The sequence below is a fragment of the Halosolutus sp. DAT137 genome, assembly GCF_059736405.1.
In genome coordinates this window covers 762588-782379 of sequence record NZ_JCAQID010000001.1, presented here as the reverse complement: position 1 = coordinate 782379, position 19792 = coordinate 762588, and the positions used below count along the sequence as shown (strand labels likewise).

At 60.3% G+C, this 19792-nt stretch carries 24 protein-coding genes and 3 pseudogenes; 8 read left to right on the top strand and 19 right to left on the bottom strand.

Annotated elements, in window-relative coordinates:
• Positions 1 to 158: 158 nt before the first annotated feature.
• From AC6I6L_RS03835 to AC6I6L_RS03820, 4 genes are all read right to left on the bottom strand, one after another.
• On the bottom strand, positions 159 to 518 hold the full coding sequence (locus AC6I6L_RS03835; RefSeq protein WP_497916385.1) for a DUF7344 domain-containing protein: 360 nt from the start codon (positions 516 to 518) through the stop codon (positions 159 to 161).
• A 73-nt stretch (positions 519 to 591) separates the two neighbouring features.
• The gene (locus AC6I6L_RS03830; protein ID WP_497916384.1) at positions 592 to 1248 is read right to left on the bottom strand and encodes a helix-turn-helix domain-containing protein; all 657 of its coding nucleotides are present in this window, start codon (positions 1246 to 1248) and stop codon (positions 592 to 594) included.
• Between the two features lie 121 nt (positions 1249 to 1369).
• Positions 1370 to 2191, bottom strand: a complete 822-nt coding sequence (locus AC6I6L_RS03825) for an IS5 family transposase (protein ID WP_497916383.1) — start codon at positions 2189 to 2191, stop codon at positions 1370 to 1372.
• A gap of 479 nt (positions 2192 to 2670) precedes the next feature.
• The gene (locus AC6I6L_RS03820) at positions 2671 to 4209 is read right to left on the bottom strand and encodes an outer membrane protein assembly factor BamB family protein (protein WP_497916843.1); all 1539 of its coding nucleotides are present in this window, start codon (positions 4207 to 4209) and stop codon (positions 2671 to 2673) included.
• A gap of 620 nt (positions 4210 to 4829) precedes the next feature.
• On the opposite strand from AC6I6L_RS03820, the pseudogene AC6I6L_RS03815 reads away from it, so the two are divergent.
• Positions 4830 to 4999 (top strand): annotated as a pseudogene (locus AC6I6L_RS03815) (IS5/IS1182 family transposase); the annotation flags it as partial.
• 148 nt (positions 5000 to 5147) lie between these two features.
• Here AC6I6L_RS03815 and AC6I6L_RS03810 read toward each other — a convergent pair.
• Positions 5148 to 5315, bottom strand: a complete 168-nt coding sequence (locus AC6I6L_RS03810; RefSeq protein WP_497916382.1) for a hypothetical protein — start codon at positions 5313 to 5315, stop codon at positions 5148 to 5150.
• A gap of 191 nt (positions 5316 to 5506) precedes the next feature.
• Between AC6I6L_RS03810 and AC6I6L_RS03805 the strand changes: the two genes are divergently transcribed.
• From AC6I6L_RS03805 to AC6I6L_RS03785, 5 genes and pseudogenes are all read left to right on the top strand, one after another.
• Entirely contained in the window at positions 5507 to 6814 is a 1308-nt protein-coding gene (locus tag AC6I6L_RS03805; protein ID WP_497916381.1) for a cobyrinic acid a,c-diamide synthase, read from the top strand.
• 59 nt (positions 6815 to 6873) lie between these two features.
• A complete protein-coding gene (locus AC6I6L_RS03800; RefSeq protein WP_497916380.1) occupies positions 6874 to 7803 on the top strand; it encodes a glycosyltransferase family 2 protein in 930 nt (309 codons plus the stop codon).
• Between the two features lie 63 nt (positions 7804 to 7866).
• Positions 7867 to 8100: pseudogene (locus AC6I6L_RS03795) on the top strand (class I SAM-dependent methyltransferase); the annotation flags it as partial.
• A gap of 14 nt (positions 8101 to 8114) precedes the next feature.
• Positions 8115 to 8873 (top strand): cobalt-factor II C(20)-methyltransferase, encoded by a 759-nt coding sequence (locus AC6I6L_RS03790; RefSeq protein WP_497916379.1) that lies wholly within the window; start codon positions 8115 to 8117, stop codon positions 8871 to 8873.
• A gap of 139 nt (positions 8874 to 9012) precedes the next feature.
• A complete protein-coding gene (locus AC6I6L_RS03785) occupies positions 9013 to 9918 on the top strand; it encodes an NmrA/HSCARG family protein (RefSeq protein ID WP_497916378.1) in 906 nt (301 codons plus the stop codon).
• Positions 9919 to 10073: 155 nt separating this feature from the next.
• Here the strand turns inward: AC6I6L_RS03785 and AC6I6L_RS03780 are convergent, their stop codons facing one another.
• The 9 genes from AC6I6L_RS03780 to AC6I6L_RS03740 all read right to left on the bottom strand — a co-directional run bounded on the left by AC6I6L_RS03780 (position 10074) and on the right by AC6I6L_RS03740 (position 13576).
• Positions 10074 to 10322 (bottom strand): DUF3194 domain-containing protein, encoded by a 249-nt coding sequence (locus AC6I6L_RS03780; protein ID WP_497916377.1) that lies wholly within the window; start codon positions 10320 to 10322, stop codon positions 10074 to 10076.
• Positions 10323 to 10721 (bottom strand): prefoldin subunit beta, encoded by a 399-nt coding sequence (locus AC6I6L_RS03775; RefSeq protein ID WP_497916376.1) that lies wholly within the window; start codon positions 10719 to 10721, stop codon positions 10323 to 10325. It abuts the gene before it with no gap.
• Between the two features lie 95 nt (positions 10722 to 10816).
• Positions 10817 to 11092 carry a KEOPS complex subunit Pcc1 gene (locus AC6I6L_RS03770; RefSeq protein ID WP_497916375.1) on the bottom strand — a complete coding sequence of 92 codons (276 nt, stop codon included), beginning with the start codon at positions 11090 to 11092 and terminating at the stop codon, positions 10817 to 10819.
• Between the two features lie 5 nt (positions 11093 to 11097).
• Entirely contained in the window at positions 11098 to 11232 is a 135-nt protein-coding gene (locus AC6I6L_RS03765) for a DNA-directed RNA polymerase subunit P (RefSeq protein ID WP_497916374.1), read from the bottom strand.
• 24 nt (positions 11233 to 11256) lie between these two features.
• Positions 11257 to 11517 carry an eL43 family ribosomal protein gene (locus tag AC6I6L_RS03760; RefSeq protein ID WP_497916373.1) on the bottom strand — a complete coding sequence of 87 codons (261 nt, stop codon included), beginning with the start codon at positions 11515 to 11517 and terminating at the stop codon, positions 11257 to 11259.
• Between the two features lie 42 nt (positions 11518 to 11559).
• Entirely contained in the window at positions 11560 to 11763 is a 204-nt protein-coding gene (locus AC6I6L_RS03755; protein ID WP_497916372.1) for a hypothetical protein, read from the bottom strand.
• A gap of 151 nt (positions 11764 to 11914) precedes the next feature.
• Complete coding sequence (locus AC6I6L_RS03750) at positions 11915 to 12667, bottom strand: DUF2103 domain-containing protein (RefSeq protein WP_497916371.1); 753 nt, start codon at positions 12665 to 12667, stop codon at positions 11915 to 11917.
• A gap of 93 nt (positions 12668 to 12760) precedes the next feature.
• The gene (locus tag AC6I6L_RS03745) at positions 12761 to 13192 is read right to left on the bottom strand and encodes a zinc ribbon domain-containing protein (RefSeq protein ID WP_497916370.1); all 432 of its coding nucleotides are present in this window, start codon (positions 13190 to 13192) and stop codon (positions 12761 to 12763) included.
• Positions 13193 to 13303: 111 nt separating this feature from the next.
• Positions 13304 to 13576, bottom strand: coding sequence for a hypothetical protein (locus tag AC6I6L_RS03740; RefSeq protein WP_497916369.1), 273 nt, complete (start codon positions 13574 to 13576; stop codon positions 13304 to 13306).
• 223 nt (positions 13577 to 13799) lie between these two features.
• On the opposite strand from AC6I6L_RS03740, the gene AC6I6L_RS03735 reads away from it, so the two are divergent.
• Positions 13800 to 14324 carry a DUF8173 domain-containing protein gene (locus tag AC6I6L_RS03735; RefSeq protein WP_497916368.1) on the top strand — a complete coding sequence of 175 codons (525 nt, stop codon included), beginning with the start codon at positions 13800 to 13802 and terminating at the stop codon, positions 14322 to 14324.
• 104 nt (positions 14325 to 14428) lie between these two features.
• Here the strand turns inward: AC6I6L_RS03735 and AC6I6L_RS03730 are convergent, their stop codons facing one another.
• From AC6I6L_RS03730 to AC6I6L_RS03720, 3 genes are all read right to left on the bottom strand, one after another.
• Positions 14429 to 14728, bottom strand: a complete 300-nt coding sequence (locus AC6I6L_RS03730) for a hypothetical protein (RefSeq protein ID WP_497916367.1) — start codon at positions 14726 to 14728, stop codon at positions 14429 to 14431.
• Positions 14729 to 14828: 100 nt separating this feature from the next.
• Positions 14829 to 16232, bottom strand: a complete 1404-nt coding sequence (gene truD / locus AC6I6L_RS03725; protein WP_497916366.1) for a tRNA pseudouridine(13) synthase TruD — start codon at positions 16230 to 16232, stop codon at positions 14829 to 14831.
• Positions 16233 to 16313: 81 nt separating this feature from the next.
• Entirely contained in the window at positions 16314 to 16691 is a 378-nt protein-coding gene (locus tag AC6I6L_RS03720) for a hypothetical protein (protein WP_497916365.1), read from the bottom strand.
• Positions 16692 to 16928: 237 nt separating this feature from the next.
• On the opposite strand from AC6I6L_RS03720, the pseudogene AC6I6L_RS03715 reads away from it, so the two are divergent.
• Positions 16929 to 17432, top strand: a pseudogene (locus tag AC6I6L_RS03715) (arsenic resistance protein); the annotation flags it as partial.
• 33 nt (positions 17433 to 17465) lie between these two features.
• Here the strand turns inward: AC6I6L_RS03715 and AC6I6L_RS03710 are convergent.
• Entirely contained in the window at positions 17466 to 18929 is a 1464-nt protein-coding gene (locus AC6I6L_RS03710; RefSeq protein WP_497916364.1) for a carotenoid oxygenase family protein, read from the bottom strand.
• A gap of 144 nt (positions 18930 to 19073) precedes the next feature.
• Positions 19074 to 19742: an alpha/beta hydrolase gene (locus tag AC6I6L_RS03705; protein WP_497916363.1), complete on the bottom strand. Its 669-nt coding sequence runs from the start codon at positions 19740 to 19742 to the stop codon at positions 19074 to 19076.
• Positions 19743 to 19792 lie beyond the last annotated feature (50 nt).

The window sequence follows — 19792 nt, the reverse complement described above, 5'->3', positions numbered from 1 at the left end:
AAGAGTGTCGTAGAATGATTCGTATGGCGTTCCTTTTCTATCTGAACTGAACTATCCGTTCACTACACGTGCATATTGTTCGTCGTCGTTATTCCCTCAATGAGCTGAGCTGCCACCAGACGAAGATATCGACGAGAAAGGAAAGCAGTGGGTCGACACTATAGTTCTATTGGCGGTTCGAGTGTGGGATCAGCTTCGATGATCGTAGACACGGTCGGCTGTACCTGCTCGAACTGTTCGGTCGGTTCCACGAGCTGTTGGTCTGGATAATTGGTGATGAGCCCTTCTGCGGCTACCTTCGGGAGGTGTACGTGTTGAAGTGAGAGACGAATCTCTACTATCACATCCTCAGACGCCTCTGTAATTGGTGTCTGATGATTGTACTTGAGGATAGCCTGTGTGAGGTCATTGAGCGTCAACGACCGCCGTTCTTCTGCGAGTATTGCAAGGACGATCCGACGATGCTGGTGTTGACACAGGTCGAGTACCGAGTCAAAAGAAGTGGATGGCTCCCTCATTATCTGCGGTGCAGGCGCTCGACGAAAATCACGCTGACTTTTTCATGCACAAACCGCTTTTTTACACAGCCGATCAGGATTGGACTGCGACAGCCGAGAGCGTACTCCCGAGGACGTGGTTGATCCCACCCCGGAGCCGGGAACCAACGGCCTGCTGTGAAATGCCGAGTTCCTCGCCGAGTTCTTCCAACGTAACTTGCCGCGGGGACTCGAAGTAGCCGCGCTCGTAAGCGAGTTCTAGTGCTTCTTGCTGGGTGTCGGTGAGGGCGGCTTCAGTTGTCGTCTCAACCGGTGTGAGCGCGTGTAGCTCCGTCAGCGTGATCGGGATGTCCAGCTCTCGACAGCGTCGTTGAAAGTCTGCGACCTCGCTTCTACTGTTGCCGCGGATTTCGAACGTCCATTGCTGATTTGTGCCGATGGCCTTAATGAGTGGCACCGCTGTCTCCGTCAGTACGGTGAGCACGTCGTGGTAGTCCAGCGTCCACTGGACGCGCAACAGGTACTCGTCCTCGACGGAGTCAACGAGCCGAATCTCCATCACGCCCGGGTGCTCGGTGAACGCGCTCTCGATGTCGGTGACTTCGGTTCCCCGTACCCAGAAGTGGGGGATCACCACGTCCCCCGCGGGGATAATTCGCTCCAGCTCGACCGTTACGTTCGGCAGTTGGTTGAACACTGTTCCCAAGGGGAACTGGTCTGACGGAACCGTGAACGTCGCCTCAGTAGCCATCGTCTGTCCCGTGGGTTTCCAGCTCTAAAGGCTATGGCTAATTATAACAGGCTCAGGACGGCTACCGTCCCCGGACGCCTGACTGTCCGGATATCGTTTCCCACTGCCTCTGTATTGGTCGTTAGATTGCTTGGTCAAGATTGTGGACGGTACACACAAGAGCGAGTTCACGGAACTGTTTCCACCAGCGTCGTGAACGGACGAACGCGCCGTACTTCCGCTTGAGCGTTGAGTTGACTGTCTCTGATTGACTCCGTTGGCCGTAGAGGTCGGCGTCTAAGCGTGCGTTCCATGCCTTGTGAAGCGATGCAAACTCACGATGCTTTATTAGTGGACGAGTCTCGTGTTGACGGGCAAGCCGTCTGATTTTCTGGTCGTCGTAGCCTTTGTCCCCGAGCAGGATGTCGATAGTCTCGGGGTTGCGTTTGATCAACGACGGAGCGATCTGGCTATCGTGTTTTCGTGTCGTCGTCACGTGTAAATCAAGGACTGCGTTCACTTTGGAATCGACTAGCAGTGTTACTTTGAGTTGTTGAATCGTGAGTTTGGCTCGTTTCGTGTAGTGTTTTGAGGCGTGACTTCGGTCAAACCCCGAGGCGTCGATCCCCGCAATACCGGTAGTCGGGAGCAGTGAAACAGAGAGATTGAGCAGCACTCGCCAGACAGCCATATCGAGCCTGTCGAACGCCTTGCATAGCGTAGACGGCGCAGGTAGTTCAGTGAGGTTGATCGCACTCCGAATGCGGGGCATCTCGATGAGTTCGTCGAGGAGTGTACGATACGTTGTGTTCTTCCGAACTTTGAGACAGAGGAGAACGATGTGCTGATGGAGCGAGTAGCGTTGTTTCGAGAACTTCGATGAGTATCGAGCTACAGCACGTTGGGCTAACTGAAATGCTTCCTCGACAAATCGGAGCAACCGAGACTTTGGGAGGGTCTGCATCTACTCAAACTACCGGCTGAATCTGTAACTCACTAAGGATTTCAACAGGGCCTTCAGCACATATTTCGGTCCGACGATTCGAGCACTTGAGGAGATCGATCCTGTCGACCAAGAGAGCCTCTTGGACGATCTCAATACCATCATGAGTCGATACAATCGCACGACTGATGGGACCGCAATCGTCGAGAATGAGTATCTCCAAACGGTAGCAATCAAAGCATAACTCCGAAAAGCGGTCGCCAACCGAATCTCTCATTCCTGATTAAGCAAACCCGTCAATGGCTACGGACTCAGCGTATCACACCCGAATAGGAAGCCAGTTCAACTGTTGATCAATCTATCCTCTGTATTCAGCACGCAGTTTCTGCTATCTCCCAAATAAATCAGTCGCCGCTCCGTTACCCACTTCACCTGTACTGAGCGATCACCACTGTCGCAAATTGAGCCGAATCTTGTACTATATTCGCGCGCTTTAATTATCAGCCGGTTCGTGTCTCGTTATCAAGAAGTCGGCGTTTTAGTAGGTATCCCGTGCCGCCGAGGCCGGCGAGTCCTGTACCGACACCGAACCCCGGAAGCTCGTCGTTCGAATCGCCCGTAGCCACTTTGTCGTCTGGATTGTCGGGTCCCTCTTTATTCTCGAAATCGTCTTCCTCCTCTTCCGATGTTGAATCGCTATCCTCATCATTTTCGTCTACTGCATCCTCCGCTTCAGACACTCTTACCTCGGTACTGACTTCGTCGTCTTCGGTAGCGATAGAAACGGTGACTGATGGGGAATCGTCTCTATCCGTTTCGTATGAGAAAGTCAGGTCTCCTGCTTCACCACTTCCTACTTCTTCTGTCGTTACATTTTCTCGTGCCCCATCAACTTCAAAAACAACGTCTTGACTCCCTGTTCGTATTCCGGTGTTTTTAATACCAACTGTAACCGAGATATCTTCACCCTGAATAACTTCAGCCGGGGTGTCGAGATTCCGGATTTCGTAGGTGTGTTTGTTTGAAAGGGCGTAGATCGAATAGTCATAACTACCGATGAAAACTTTTTTTGAAGTCACTGCGGGGGAGGAGTTCCATATAGTGCCTCCTGTCTCGAAAGTAGCAATTTTGTCACCAGTATCTGTTTCAACTGCATAAACGATACCATCGCCGCCTCCGCCCACATAAACCACATCTCCTACAATGGCAGGGGACGAATTTAGCGCGTGTAACTCCTCAAACGCCCACTTCTGTGTTCCAGTACTGCTATCTACTGCGTACAATTTCCTCGAACCAACAAAGTATACTGTTCCATCGGCAACTGCGGGTGAGGATCGGACGTTCGTTCCTTCAGTTTCAAATCGCCACTGTTCTGTACCGTCTTCGGCATCGAGTGCGTATAGATGGCTATCGTCACTTCCAACGAATACAGTATCCTCGTACACTGCGGGTGAACTCCACACGGAATCAAAAGGTTCGAACCGCCACTTTTCTTCTCCTGTTGCAGTATTTACCGCGTGAACTGTATTCCCTGTACTCGTTCCGAAATACACCGTACTATCTGAGACCGCAGGGGAACCCATCACCCGTCCATCAGCAGAAAATTCCCATTGCTGATCACCGTTGTTCGCGTCCCTCGCAAACAGGGTATGATGGTGTCCATAGTAGACTGTCCCATCTTTCACGGTGACCGAACTCCCCGGCCACCGTGACCCGACAGACCAGAGTTTGTCACCTGTATTCGCGTCAAAGGCATACAGTGCCTCGCGCATAGCATGAAAAAAGACAACTCCATCACTCACTGCGGGAGTAGACCGGCCTACTTCCTCCTCGGTTTCGAACGCCCATTCCAGTTCACCAGTCGAACTATCTATCGCATATAGATGCCGATCGTCACTCCCGACATATAGCGTTCCTTCTGCGACCACCGGCGACGAGTCAATCTCAAATCGAGTGTCGTAACGCCAAGTCTCTTGTAACTTTTTCGGGCCTGATCCCCCTGTCACCGAGGCCGTATTGGTCGAATCGTATCCGAACATCGGCCACCCGCCCTCGTTATCCTCTGTCGTCCCCGTAACTCCCTGTGCAGGCTGAGACTCCGCGTTAGAAATTGAACTCAACCCGAATATTCCGACTGCGGCCTGTAGAAAGCGTCTACGATTAGGACGGATTCGGTTTGTAACACCTGATGTCATGTTCTTCCGTCCGTCAGTCATAGGATCTAATCATTGATCTTTCAACATGGCGTTTTTGGTTCGACAGTGTCCTCTTTGTACCGTGATACAGCCGACCATAACCAGCTAGAGTCTGTTCCCAATTACGCTTGACGAGTGAGCAACATATCCTCTGAATCTTGCACGCCGTTTTTGCCAGTTGACGTATGGGTCATATTGTATTGTGATACATCGCCCACCTGTCCTTACTGTTCGCTGAGTAGTCGCGAAAAAGTATGAGAAGCGTTTTATGACACCCCTGGGCGCTAACGACAGCTCGAATCGAGCGGTTCTACCGAACGGTTCCGAGGTTCCGGACGGCGTCGGCGCTAATCGTAATGTTCTGTTCGCCGGGTTCGACGCGATCGACGAAACGCTGACACCGAGGTCTCGATTCCGAAAAGGGGTGTCGCTACTGTCCTGAGTCGTCGGCTTCTAACTCGCGCGTCGAACGAACCAACGACGCAGTCGCGACTGCGGCCTCGGGCGCACCCACGCCCGAGGCCGCGTCCATGCACGAGCACAGGTATCCCCAGCGCTGTGTCTGCGTCTCGTTGTCGCTATCGCTAACTACGAACGCGGAGACAATCCGGGACGTACCGTCATCACGCTGTGAGAAAACTTCTATGGCACCCCCAGCGCCCGGCTAGTCGTCCCCGACGAACCCGAATGCTGTTCCGGAAACTGATCGCGTCTGAGAGCGTTCGTCGATGCGATTGCAGCGAGTCGGAACTGATACGAGACGAATGTGGACTGACGCGTCGCTACTCGTCGCGGACGTGTTCGTCGAGGACCGTCGCGATCGTCCGGGATACTTCTTCGATCGCGACGGCGTTGGTCTTTCTGAGATCACCGTTCTCCTGGGCCGTGCCGAGGTGCCGAAGCGCTTTCCGGAGATGGTACTCGGTCTCGTGGGTGGATGCTTCGGTCATGACGATCGAAGACGCTGGTACGCGACTGAAACGGGTAAACGCGTTGGTGGGGCGTCGACCGCGATCGATCGTACCGACGGGTTCAAGTCTACTTGTGGTAACGCAACGATAATGATGATGGGCAGTTCGATCACCGCATTCGGGAGAGGCGAGCCGGGCTCCGGCCGGCCTGCTCCGCGGGGGCGAGACCGATGAAGGGGATCGTCCTCGGAGGCGTTGGCTCCGGCGTCGGCAAGACGGTCGCGATGCTTTCGATCGTCCAGGCACTCCAAGACGTGGGCTACGCGGTCCAGCCCGCGAAAGCCGGTCCCGACTTCATCGATCCGGGCCACCACGAGGCGATCGCGGGTCACCCCTCGCGCACCCTCGATCTGTGGCTCGAAGGCGAGGACGGCCTCCGGCGGAACTACCACCGTGGCGAGGGCGATATCTGCATCGTCGAGGGCGTGATGGGTCTCTACGATGGCGACGGCTCGAGTACCGCGATGATCGCGGAGGCGCTCGACGTTCCGGTCGTGCTCGTCGTCGACGCCAAGGCGGGGATGGAAAGCGTCGCGGCGACGGCCCTCGGCTTTCAGGAGTACGCGGACGCGATCGGCCGGGAGATCGACGTTGCAGGGATCGTCGCCCAGCGCGCCCACGGCGGCCGCCACGAGCAGGGTATCCGCGACGCCCTCCCGGACGATCTCGAGTTTTTCGGCCGAATCCCGCCGTCGGAGGACCTCGAAATCCCCGATCGCCACCTCGGGCTGGAGATGGGATCTGAGGCGACCTTGCCCACGGATGCGTTGCGAGCGGCCGCGGAGACGATCGAGGCCGAGGCACTCGCCGCGATCGCGAGCGAAGCCCCTGAACCTGAACGACCCGTCGTGTCGGCTGAATCGGTCGACGCCACGATCGCCGTCGCCAGTGACGCGGCCTTTTGTTTCCGGTATCCGGCGACGATCGAGCGCGTTCGCAAGCGTGCCGATCTCGTCACGTTCTCGCCGGTCGCGGGCGACCCCGTTCCCGACTGCGACGGGGTCTACCTTCCCGGCGGCTACCCCGAACTGCACGCGACGGAACTGGCGTCGGCGGGGACGCTCTCGGAACTCGGCAGGCGCGCGAGTGAGGGGCTGGCCGTCTTCGGTGAGTGTGGGGGGCTGATGGCGATGAGCCAGTCGCTGACGACGGCCGAGGGCGATCGCAGCGAGATGGCAGGTATTTTGCCGGCGGACGTGACGATGCACGATCGCTACCAGGCGCTCGATCACGTCGAACTTGCGGCGACCAGCGACACGCTGACCGCCCGTGCCGGCGAGTCGATCCGCGGCCACGAGTTCCACTACTCCAGCGCCGACGTCGACGGGGATGTGCGGTTCGCCTTCGAGACGGATCGAGGCGACGGCATCGATGGCGACCACGACGGTCTCACCGAGTACGAGTCGCTCGGCACCTACGCCCACGTCCACCCCGAAAGCGGCGCGTTCGATCGGTTCCTCGAGTCGATCGACGGTTGAGTCGCGGCGCTGTCGATCGAATGCTCACATTTTATGTTGTTCTGCCAATAAATATACGTATGACTGGCCACAGGTCGGTGAGCGTCATTCTACCGACGACGGGCTGGACCGACGTCTGCGAAGAGATCGGTGCCCAACTTCAGCCCGGCGACGAACTCCTCATCGTCTGTGACACCGCAGTTCCGTCGGTTGCCGATCGCGTCGACGAGTATCCCGACGGCGTCCGACTGGTCGTCGCGGGCGAACCCGAGGGTTGCTCCGGGAAGGCGAACGCGATCGCGGCCGGGATGGAAGCGGCGGAAACCGAACGGATCGTCTGGTCGGACGACGACTACCACCACCCACCGGACTGGCTCTCCAGGTTGCGCGCCGACTACGATCGACAGGGCCCGACGTCCGAACTGCCGGTTTTCGTCGGACAGGATCCACTCGCAACGGTGTTCGAACCGACTCACGCCATCAGCGGGACGTTCGCCGTTTATCTCGCGAATATTCCGTGGGGCGGCTCCGTGATTTTCGAGCGTGGAGATCTCGACGACGAGGCGGCGTTTCTCGCAGACTTACGTCGGACGGTAAGCGATGACGGCCTCCTCGTGGAGTACACTGACGTCACGACCGAAAAGCGCACGCGAACGGTCGAGATCGGCGGCTCGTTCCGCGAAACTCTCGAAAATCAGGTCCGATTCACGCAAATCGTTCGCCACCACGACCCGGCAGGATTGGCCGTTCAGGCTGCCGTTGGTGCAGTGCTGGCTGCCGGGTGTATTCTGTTCCCGCTTCCGTCGCTGGCGCTGGTAACGCTCGCGATGGCGGGCGTCTACGCCGCCTTCGACATCCGCCGGTGGACGTTCCTGATGGGGTATCCGGTCGTCCTTGCGGCCCTCCCGCTCTTGGTGTACGGATTGCTCCGTCGATCGTTCGTCTGGGGCGGTCGTCGGTACCGGTGGCGCGACAAGTTCGACGTTGCTGTCGAGTCGACGCGGGGCTAGCCCGCAATCGAACTTGCTCGACTCAAAAAATTGTTTTACGGGAGGGTGCCGTTCCCACGGGTGATGCCACCCACCGCGTTACTACACGATGTGGCGACCGGTCCGACCAGGTCGGAGGTCCGCGCCGTCGTCCAGTCGAAACGCGCACCGCCCGGAGACGACGACTTCGCGGAGGTTGCCTCCTGTACCGGGACCGTCACGATCGATACGGCACCGCGAGCGGGGCAAGTGACCGCCCTGGAACGGTACGCGAAGCGACTCGAGAGGACCGAACAGAACCTCGCGGCGGACGATTCTGGAGGGGCGAAGCGATGACTCTCTACGGCGTCGGTCTCGGTCCCGGCGAGGCGGACCTCGTGACCGTCCGTGGAAAACGGGTCCTCGAGAACGCGGACGTGGTCTACTCGCCCGGCCGCCTCTCGCGATCCGTCGCGCTCGAACACGTCGACGAATCGAAAATCGGTGATCTGGAGTTCCCGATGACGAAAGACGAGGAGAAGCTTCGACGCGCGTGGAAGGCCGCTGCCGCCGAAATCGCGCCGAACGCACGCGACGGCGACGTCGCGTTCGTCACGCTTGGCGATCCGAACGTCTACTCGACCTTTGGTCACTTGCGCCGGACGATCGATGCCTTCCATCCGGACGTGGAACTCGAGATCATCCCCGGCGTGAGCGCCGTCACCGCGTTCGCGACCGCGATGGGAGTCGAAATCGAGGCCGGTGCGGGACTCTCCCTTCGCGAGGTCGCAAACGGTGTGAGTCCGACTGGTCCCGATCGAATGATTCTGTTCAAGGTTACCGACGCACCAGCGACCCACAAGGGACTCGTCGAAGCCGGCTACGACGTGACCTACGGCCGACGGCTGTTCATGGAACAGGGGGAGACGATCGTTACCGACGACCCGGCGACGATCGACGAGCGAGATTACTACACCCTTGCCTACGCCGAGAAGGCGGATCTCGAGGTCGAACAGGCGACGGCCGGCTTCCAAACGGAGTCGACCGACGACGAAGCGGACACCGGAGAAACCACGACCGATACGGACGGCGAACCGATTACGTCGGTGTAACGTGGTTGCACTCTTGTCACCAAACAGATATATAGGTTACAGATCGAACCAGATAACGTAATGCAATCAGCTACCGACGCGACGATCCCGACGGTATCGACCCCGACCACGTCCGCAGTCCTCACGGAGGCGAACTAATATGGTCGAGAGCATCCTCGTCACCGGCGCGACCGGAAACCAGGGCGGTGCAGTGATCGATCACCTGCTCGCCTCCGAGACCGAGTTCGATATCTACGGGCTGACGCGCGACAGCTCCGGTGAGCGGGCACAGGAACTCGCCGATCGCGGCGTAACGATGGTCGAAGGCGACCTGAACGATGAGGAGTCGCTCGCGCCCCACGTCGCGGACGTCGACGCCGTCTTCGCGGTAACGAACTTCTGGACGCAGGGCTACGAGACGCAGGTCCAACAGGGTAAGAATCTCGCCGACGTCGCGGCCGAGGCGGGCGTCGACCAGTTCGTCTTTAGCGGCGTCGGGAGCCACGAAAAAGACACCGGCGTTCCGCACTTTGACTCCGCCTGGGAGATCGACCGGTACGCCCAGCAACTCGATCTGCCGTTGACGGTGCTCGGCCCGGTGTTTTTCTTCCAGAATTTCGAGGCCTTCGCGGAAGACGTCGTCGAAAACGGCCAGATTGCACTGCCCCTCGAGGAGGGTGTCTCCCTGCAGATGATCGACACGCAGGACGTCGGCCACGCTGTTGCCGTCGCGTTCGAAAATCCCGACGAGTACGTCGGCGAGCGCATCGAACTCGCGGGCGATGAGAAGACCCTAGCCGAGACGGCCGACGTCCTCTCCAACGTGACCGGCCGTGAGGTCGAACCCGTCCACGTTCCGATCGAAGACGCCTACGACTCCTTTGGCGAAGAGTTCACCGTGATGTGCGAGTGGTTCAACGAGGTCGGCTACAGCGCCGACATCGACGGTCTGGAAGACCGCTTCGGTTTCGAGTTCACCGATCTCGAGACCTACCTCCGCGAAAACGGTTGGGAAGACAAGGAGGGGATGGCCTCGGTGCCGGGCTGGGTCAAAGCGATGCAGTGATATCGTCGGACAGAACTCTCTTTCTTCAGGGAAAGAATCCCGGCGTTCACGCCGCGCGTGAATCCGACGATCGGCGGAATATTGACCTGTCGTCGCAACTACTGCAGTCGCTCTCAGTGTGAAAACGAGGTCTCGAGAACGCGAGACCGAACCGATTACTCCGCAAACAGCTCGTCGACGGCCTCCCGTGCGGCGAGGGCGGCGTCGTCTGCGACCTGTTCGGGATCGGCCACGTCTTCGGGTGCGTTCAGGTAGACGTCGACGTCGAGGAGTCCGTCCTCGAAGGTTACGGTGACGTCGAAGTCACGCACCGCAGACTGCTTGTACTGCGAAAAGATGTGCCCTTCCGCAGCGTCGGCTGCCGTCTGGACGACGGTCTCGTCGGACGGCTCTGCCGCAGTCATTTACGCGCCGCCTGCACCTGGGCCGCCAGGGCCGGCCGGGCCGCCCATTGCGCCGCCGCCACCGAGCAGGCCCTCGAGTTCCTCCTGAATGCTCTCGAATTGCTGCTGGACGCGGTCTTCCTGCTTTTCGAGTGTCTCGAGGCGAATCTCGAGGGTGTCGACTTTGTCCTGGAGGTCTTCTTCGGCCTCGTCGTAGTCAGTCTCGACGAACAGTTCCCCGACGTTGCGGTACATCGTCGTGTCGTCGTCGATATTATCGAGCTCGTCGAGGGCGTTCTGGGCCTCGGTGAGGCTCGATTCGGCCTCCTGTTTCTGGACGGCGACTTCCTGTGCGGTCTCCTGGAGTCCCTGCAACTCCTCGATTTTCTCCTGTGCTTCCGGCGGCAGGTTTCCTTGCATACTTCGACCGTGTCCCTCCGCACTGATAAAGGCCAGCTTTATCGCTCAGGACCATCGCTCGGAGAGTCGATCGGCAATCGCCGTCGGTCGATCGGCTACGATCGATCGCCACCGGCCATCGCTGCACTCCCGACGTCTGCCGTCCGTTCCGCCACGTCGATCAGCGAGAACCAGGTGTTCAGCGCTGCCCGCAGTGCGACGATGTCTGCGGCGTCGATCTCGACTCTAACGAGGTCGTCGTCCCGTTCGATCGTCGTTCGGGAGCGATCGTCGTCGATTTCACCGATTTCGCGGGCGACGCTCTCCGTGACGATCCGTGCGCGGGACGCGGTCTCGTATTCGAACTCGAGGGTCGCGCCGTGAGAAGACACGCGGGTTACTTGACGCCGACTTCCTTGACGTCGCGACTGCGTTCTTTCAGGAGCACGCGGTGACCACAGTAGGGACACCGGACACCGCCGTACTCGTCGATCTTGACGTCGCGCTTACAGCGAGAACACTTGTAGCTCATTCGTGAAATTCGTAGTGGTGCGGGTTATTCGTCGTCGGCAAGTGCCGCGCGGATCGATCGCTTGACCGTCCGTCCGGCAGGGGTTTCAGGGCGGAACGAACCGCCGGTGAAGACCTCGCCGGTTTCCTCGTTTTTCCAGATGCCGGTGCCGACGCGGGTAACGTCGTCACCGTCGACCTGTGCGTGTTCCATGCCGTCTTCGATCTCGCTGACGCGACGTCGTGCAACGCGACCGTACCGGGCACCAAACCGGCCCGCGCTACCGACTGTTCCTTTCTCGGCCATAGTACTGCTTTGTATTGCTAGCGGATTCTTAAACCTGTTGAGTTACGACTCTGCGGTCCGTCGAGTGACTGGACCTGCGAGCAGTTCCAGAAAGACGACCGCGAGCGCAGCGAGATATCCAGCGACCGCGAGCGGAGCCGTAAGCAGCCCCGTTCCGATTCCGGCGACGATCACCGACTGAAGAGCGAGTCCACTGACCGTCAAGAGCGGAATCGCGGCCAGAACGAGATCCGGATGCTCGAGCATGGCTAATTATATCTCATTATCGGAAGCCGGGTAAATGCCTGACAACCAGCAGACAGTGCCACTTCCATCGACTCGTGACAATACCTGTCGCGAGTTTCGGACGAAGGACGGGAGTGAGAATCGACGGAACGCAGCGAGGCGAGGGTCCGGATTACTGAAACTCGGCGGACTCGAGGACTTCGTTGAGATCGGCGCGAATCCGTTCGCCCATCTCGCGATCGCGAGCCGTCGTGACGATGCGGTTTTCCTGGACGCTCGAGCCGTCGCGCAAGAGCATGCGAACGTTGCCGCCATCGTCGGCGCGAGTCACCTTCGCCCGCAGTCCCGATTGGGACCCCTTCCCGCCGGCGTCGATCGGGCCGGGAATGACCTTCTTGACGTGCGGGTGGCCAGCGACCGTCTGGATGGCCCGCATACCGGTCCGGCCGCCGATGAGCGTGGTGTGACTCCCGCCGATTTTCTCGGCAGGGGGCACCTCGACGACGTCGAGTGCGCGACGGCCGCGACGATCGAGTACCGACTGAACTGGCTCCTCGTCGTCGACGCGGTAAAACTGATGGTGGATGTCGTCACGGACGGCGCGAATGACGCGTCGTGTTCCGCCTGCGTAGACCTCTTCAGGGCGTTTCCGTCGGATTTCGTCGGCGATCAGGCCCGCGAAGTTTCGGAGTTCGATCGGTTCGTTCTCGCCGTCTTCTGGAGTCGTCGTGATCGTCGTCTCACCGATGATCTCGTCGCTCGCGTCCTCCTCCGGGGCTCGCTTCGCGTCGCCACTCGAGAGCATCGTCACCGTGGCCCGGTCTCGCGCCGTGTCGAGTACCACGGCGTCGGTGTTGGTCTCTCGACAGACCAGACAGAAGTCACCGGGTTTCTCGAGGGGTGATGCACAGTGGCGACACTCCATATCGGACGTTAGCCGCCGGACGGTAAAACCGCCGTGTTTTCTGACCGATCGCACCGTCGCGCCGATCGGTCGATCGTACTGACCGAGAGACCGCTAGTTCGACGAGTCCATCACGTCAGCGAGTTTCGCGCCGCAGGCGCGACAGTACCGCGATCCCTCGGAGACGATCGCCTCGCACTCCGGACAGACGCTGCTGGTGCCGGCCTCCGGCACTTTCTCGACATCCGTCCCACAGGACGGACAGTAGGCAGCGTCTTCCGACACCGTCGCCCCACAGTCGGGACAACTCCCCTGTTGCTCCCAGAGTACCTGCCGGCGAGATCGCGAGACGTAGTTGTACGCACCCCAGACGACGTTTCCCAGCCCCATCGTCCACCAGATTGTCAGAATCGCGACCAGTACGTGCGACGCGATCGAGCCGAATTCGCGATCGACCATCACCACTCGATCGGGGGCCTCTTCCTCGATCTTCCAGCCTTGCGCGACGAGATCGTCGATCTTCCGTTGCAGGCGTTTGCTTCGCATACGCGGATATACGACTCGAACGGACAAAACGTGTCCGTCTCGGTATTTGAAACGGTCACGCTCGGCGACAAAACCGATCTGCACGTCGAACCGACACAGTGAAAAAGAACCCTACTCGTCGTCCGATCCCGCGTCGAGATCGATCTCCCGCCGATCCGCAACTCCCCGCAGGATCGACGCAGCGCGATCGTCGTCGACGTCGTCTACGAGGCAGCCGATGAAGCCGCCGAGGAGTTCGGGTTTGAGTCGAAGGTCGACGTATTCGACGCGACCGCCGGCGACGACGACGTCGACGTCCCATTCCTCGTGTTCCGGCTCGGTCATTCGGACATCGACCCAGTTCTCAGTGGTTTCTCCGGGGGCTGTAAATACGTTCTCTGTCATAGACTGTTGTCTGGAAGCGACGGTCGCTGATAAGCTTCTTGCTCGAATGACAGTTCAACGCAGCTGAGACGTGTTCACTAACGACTCGCCACTCGCCGATCGAGACGTGTGGCTATCGTAGCTACTGAAACGGATTCTGCACGATCGTGCGGCCCTCGTGCGATCGTGTGTGTGTGCTGACTTTCAGTCGCTACTATAATCCCTCCAGTCCGAGAGGGAGAGTATGCTCGAATACCTTCAGTCGCTCGTGACAGTCACGCTGGTCGCACAGACAGATGGCCTAAATATCGATATCGGTATCGGCGCGACCGGCAGCCTCGTCGGCAGTGCGATCGGCGCATTTCTGACGACGCTGGTCGTCGGGGCGATCATGATCGCGGTCGTCCCCGACTACACGGACCAGATGACGACGGTCGTCCTCGAGGAACCCGTCGACTCGTTTCTCTACGGCTTCCTCTCGCTGATCGCCGTCCTGCTCGTGGCTTTCGTACTGTTCATCACGATCATCGGTCTCATCGTCGCGATCCCGCTCGTGCTGGTCGCCTCCCTGATGTGGGCGGTCGGATCGGCGATCGCCTACCTCGCGATCGGCGAGCGACTGGTCGGCCGCGAGGATGGATGGCTGAAACCGTTGCTGGTCGGGGCGGGGATCAACGGTGCGCTCGCACTAACCGGGATCGGCGGGATCGTCGCGTTCGCGATCGGTGCGACCGGGTTCGGGACGGTAATCCGGACCTATTTGGATTGAGTCCGGTTCTGGTCTGCTACCGAAGCTATCCGAACAGAGTCCGATTCGGAACTGTGTCCAGAACTCTGGGTACGTTCGCGTCCGATCGTCCGCACACGGAGCCGTCACAACGGGAGGTAGCGCCGAACTCGACGCAGCAGGGAGGGGTCCCGACGCCGGATTCGGAGCGTCGTTCCGTCGGTCTCGTACGCCACTTCAGTCGCGGGAATCCGTTCGCCGTCCGGCAACCGAATCGTTTGCTCGTGGGACGGAACCGTTCCACCGCTGCTGGCACCGAACAGTGTCTTGGATCGACTCACCGGCTTCGAGACAGGGTCGCTGTACTCGAGTTCGTACACCGTCTCCCCGTCGATCGTCAGTTTCCGCCAGTCGACGAGGTCGCAATCGCCGTTCGGTCCGATCATACGTGAAATGGAGGTCTCGTCACGGTTCGTCGGCAATCTACTCGCGATACCGACATGAACCTACTGCAGTCGATCGTGGACCCGGCCTCGAAAGCCAGGCTCATCCCAGATCGATCGGATCGACCTTCAGATATTCCCGGAGGACGACCGTCGCGTAGCTGCCCTTTGGAAGCGCAAACGAAAGCGTGAGTGGGTCCTGTTCGACATCGAGGGACGTATTGACGAGGATCGCCCGCCGTGTTCCACTCGAGTAGAACTCGCCGGGGAGGTCGAAATCCCCCTGTTCGAGATCGAGGTCGCCGAGAACCTCTCGCTCGATCTCGCCCACTTCGCCGTCAGCGAGTTCGGTCTCGGTTCCGACCAGCGGTGCAGTGACGAACGCGCGGCCGCGCTCGCAGTGGCGCGTCACCGAGTCGACGCGGCGCTCGTCGACCTGCTGCAGTCGATCGGTGTCGGGCAGGACGAGTCCTTCGGGGGCGTCCGTGTCCGCAAAGCAGACCACGTCGCCCGCGACGGGCCGATCGAACGGCAGCCCCCGATCGAGGCGCTCGCTAAGCATCAAGTTGTACGCGTAGGACTGGGCGGCGTGGACGAACAGCCGCTGGAGGTTCGATGGCACCCGCTCGAGTGCGGCCCGAAACGTCTCGGGGCCTGGCTCAGCCTCGCATTCGGCCAGTTCGTGTAGCATCGATCGCTCGTAGCGCAGCCGGTTGGGAAACCGATCGAGGGACGCCTGCCAGTCTCGCGTCTCCTCGACGAAGGCTCTCGCGTCCTGCGTGTCCGCCGGCTCCGCGTCGTCCGGGTCCCCCAGGTAGGCCATCACCGCCTCTTCCCAGTCGCCGCGAACGATCGCGAGGCCGACCCGGTGGGTGACCGGTCGCCGGCTCCCGAATCGTTGCTGGCCGAAGACGTTGGGAACGCCGACTGGAATCGCGCCACTATTGCCGTCTCCGTCGTCACGCCCATCGTCTCCGACGTCGCGGCCGCCGGCGTTTGGACCCTTCTCGAGACCCCCGAACGCCCGCAACTCGTCGGTGATCGCGTTCGCGTTTTCGGGCCGTTCGGGATCGCTGACGACGAGTTCGAAAGCGTTGCCCGCGAGGTCACCGAACTCGATCGATCGGCCCGCCCGCCCGAGGACCTCGAGGTCTGCTCCGGTCACCTCGGGGAGGTCCTCGGGGTCGGCACCGTAGACCGAGAACAGTTGCGTCGTCACCGCGTATTTGTCTTTGGTGCCGGCCCAGTTAACTCGCTCTCGGGAGATTCCGAGGGCGTCGGAGAGTCGGGACGCAAAGTCGTTCGTGTCCCACCCGGAGAGCGTCGCCCGGAAGACGAGGTGCGGGTAGGCGTCGGTTCCCGAATCGATCGGCTGGGTGTCGAACCGTTCGAGTTCGCGAACCCGGAAGTGGTCGTCCTCCGCTCGAAGACGGCCGCCGACGCCGTCGGTGTCGGTGACGTAGTGGTCGATCCCGACGGCCTGCTCCGTAGGATGGGCTGGGCGCATGTGCTGGGCGCGGGTTCGAGTGCCGAACGTAAATCGGTTCGTTCTCGCGGTCTGTGGGCGGGTTCGTCTGCCCGAGCGGGGCTAGAACGGCAACTGCTCGCGAGTGTTCAGTTCCCGAACCGGTCTGTTTCGGTACCACTGTATCGCGAGAAACAGGAGTACGAGGGCGATCGGTGCGAGGACGAGCGATCCGAGGAGTCCGACACCGGGACCTTCGCCGCTCGGCAATACCGCCATCAACAGGAACGAGAACCCGAAGAACCCGCCCAGCCGTCTGCCGAACTTTCCGCGCTTCGTGTACAGGTCGGCCGTGCAGTTCGGGCACGCCGTCGCTTCTCCGTGGACGACGCTACGGCAGCCGCCACAGATCGGTTGTCCGTCCGCGTCGCGGGCGGCGAGTTCTTTCTTGCTCGAATCACGAAGCGCCTGCAACAGGAATATGTCGCGTATCAATCCCATAGACACCAACTGACAGCAAATGATAATAAATCTACTCGCCGTTCCCTACCGGAAGATCACTCAGGCGGAGAGATACACGTTCTTTCGGTATCAAAAGAGAGTCTATTTATCTGTCTCCGTTATTGATATTTCGAGCGTTGCGAACGGGTCGTTCTCGAAATTCGATACGATATCAGAGAACGATCGGTCCTGCTCGCCGTATTTGAGCATGTACCTGGCGATCAGCCGGCGCTCTGAGTCGGCCTAATCATGCTCATGGTGACGCCGTGTACCGACTGGTATCTCATTTTCACCGACATCGCGAAGGGGAACGTCCCCCTCGCGACCTCACTGTTACCCTACAACCTCGTTCTCCAGTTGGTGCTCCTGCCGGTTTATCTCTACGTCGTCGCAGGCGAACTCGTCGTCCTTCCGTTTCGGACGCTTCTCGAAAGCATTGGACTCGTCCTCGTCGTCCCGCTGGTGGCCGCCGCGATCGGTCGGGCCACACTGCCGAGACTGCTGGGAAAGTCGTACTTCCAGCGGACGCTCCTGCCGGCGCTCGGTCCGGTACAGATCGTCTTTCTGGCGCTCGCGATCGCCGTCGTCGCCGTTCCCCACGAACCGCTCATCCCGCTGTCGCTGGTGGTCGGTCCGCTGGTCGAACTGCCGCTGTTGAGCGTCGTCTCGCAACTGCTGTTGGGAATCCGTGACCGAGACCTCTGGGATCTGGCTCCGTCACTCGGGAGCGAGCCAGAATGAGAGACGCGATCGGTTCGTCGAAATACGTCCAGTTCAGACGTCGTAGAATCCGCCGTGGAACCCGAGCGGGATGTGATGATCGACCGTCGCGCGCCCGAGTTCGGTGAACTCCCCGGCGTCCAGAACGAGGAGGAACGATCGCCTCGCGTCGGCGTCCAGTACGACAGACAGGATGACGCCGTCGTCTTCACGAGTTGCGCCCGGTGTCGCGACGAACGCGGGTTCGCCGGGGTACGTTCCCGGTTCTTCCCAGACGGTCGTCGTTCCGTCGGTCACGTCGACTTTGACGAGGCGGTTCGGAACGTCGGCGGCGGGCCGGTGTCGGTTTCCGACGCCGTAGACGTAGCGGTACGGCTGCGTGTTGGACTCCGCGTCGTGTATCCGTGGGAGTTCGACCGCTTCGTCGGTCAGTCGTTCGCTCTCGACGCCATCCGAATCGATTCGATACCGACGGAGCGTCCCGCCCTCGACGGTAAATTCCGGCGATCGCAACTCCTCGAGATAGAACGCGTCGACGATCGACGCGTCGTCGTAGGTAACGATGTCGACGACGACCTCATCGCCGTCCTCGAAAGCATTGACGTGGTGGAATGCGAAGAACGGGTCCGCCACCGGGTCTGCGACCACGTCACCCGTTTCACGATCGACGAGCAGGAATCGCGTTCCGCGCTCCGGTTTCCACCGGTAGTTCTCGACGAACGGGCGGTCACGGGCCAGTAGCTCCAGTGGGTTGACGACGAACGGGAACTCGGCAAGGACGACGTAGGTCTCCGTCAGCCCGAAGCTGTGCATGTACGCGGGTCGTTTCCTGTCGATGGTCGCGATCACCTCGCGATCGCCCGTCTCGTCGGGCATCCGGTAGACGCTGTAGGTGCTCGTCCGACCGAACTCCGTGACGTAGTTGTACGTGTCGCCGTCGTCGTGGTGTGGATGGGCCGTCGTCACGTGACCGCCGAGGTCGTCCTCGTAATCGGCAAGACCGATCGTCTCGAGCGTTTCCGGATCGAACGCGACGGGAATCGGCGTCTCGGTCATCGAGACGAACGCCTCGGCCTGTTTCGAGATATTGACGTTCGCGTTGTCGGTAACCGACGGCGAGAACAGCGAAAAGAACCGCTCGAAGATGTCGCGACAGGGGTCGGTCGCGAACTCGGCGTAACCGAGTTCACCCTCCTCGATCGCGTGTTCGTACGTGTCGCTCTCGAGATACTTGTTCGTATAGCGAACCTCGTCGTCCGCGATCGCAAACGAATGGAGCATCGCCAGCCCGTCGAACCAGTGTCGCAGATTACGATCGCCGACCTCGAATTTCGCCGGTCCCGTTCGGAGCAGCGTGCCCTCGATCCACGCTGGAATCGTCCCCTCGACGCTGAGGGGTCGCTCTCGAACCTCTCTATCGAGGGTCTCGAACGCAACCCGCCGTCGCTCGCTCGTGCGCTCTTCGGGGGCCGTGTCAGTTCGTTCGTCCCTCCTCCGGCCCGCTCCCACGTCAGTCATCAGTCCCACCCCGCGCTCGACCGACGCCGAGTCTCACGGTAGAATGTCGCCTCTGTGATCGACTCATACGCATCCTACGTCGGGGATCGAGGTAGGTGTTGCACCAACGTATTGGTGCCACGCCGTCTGACCGCGCGACTCTCGTCAGTCCGCGATCGCCGCCACCAGTTCCCGAACGTACTCGAGTTCGTCCTCGAGAACGGTGTGACCGACGCCCTCGTAGATTCGCTTCTCCACGTCGGCGTCCAGATCCTCGAAGACCCGCGCCGACTCCTCGACTCGGCCGACCGGGATGTGCGGATCTTGGTCTCCACAGCCGATGAACACCGGGGTGCCGTCCATCGAACCGTCGTAGTTCCGCGGCGTTCCCTCGGGACCGATCAGTCCGCCGCTGAGCGCGACGACACCGCCGTAGCGATCGGCGTTTCGCGCGGCGTATTCGGTAGCGAGACAGCCGCCCTGTGAGAATCCGAGCAGCACGATTCGATCGAGGGGCATGCCGTCACCGCCCGCCCCGTCTTGGAGGTCGCCTGCGACCAGATCGTTCACGATTCGATCGAGAAACGCGAGCGCAGAGTCGAGGTGGGGCTGGTTGTCCTCGATCGGCGCGAGAAACGAATTGGGGTACCAGGTGTTTCGCTGGGCCTGTGGTGCGACGTAGGCGACGTCGTCGTGGCCGATTTCGTTCGCCATGCCGAGCATTCCGCGGGCGCGTGCGCCGCGGCCGTGGACGAGGATCATGGCTGTCGAGGCGTCCGCGAGGTCTGCGCCGGCGCGTTCGATCGGCTGGTCTACGTGTGGGCCGGGTGCCATAGCGGTAGCCACGAGTGCCGATGGAAAAGGCGTTGGTAACCCGGCGAATC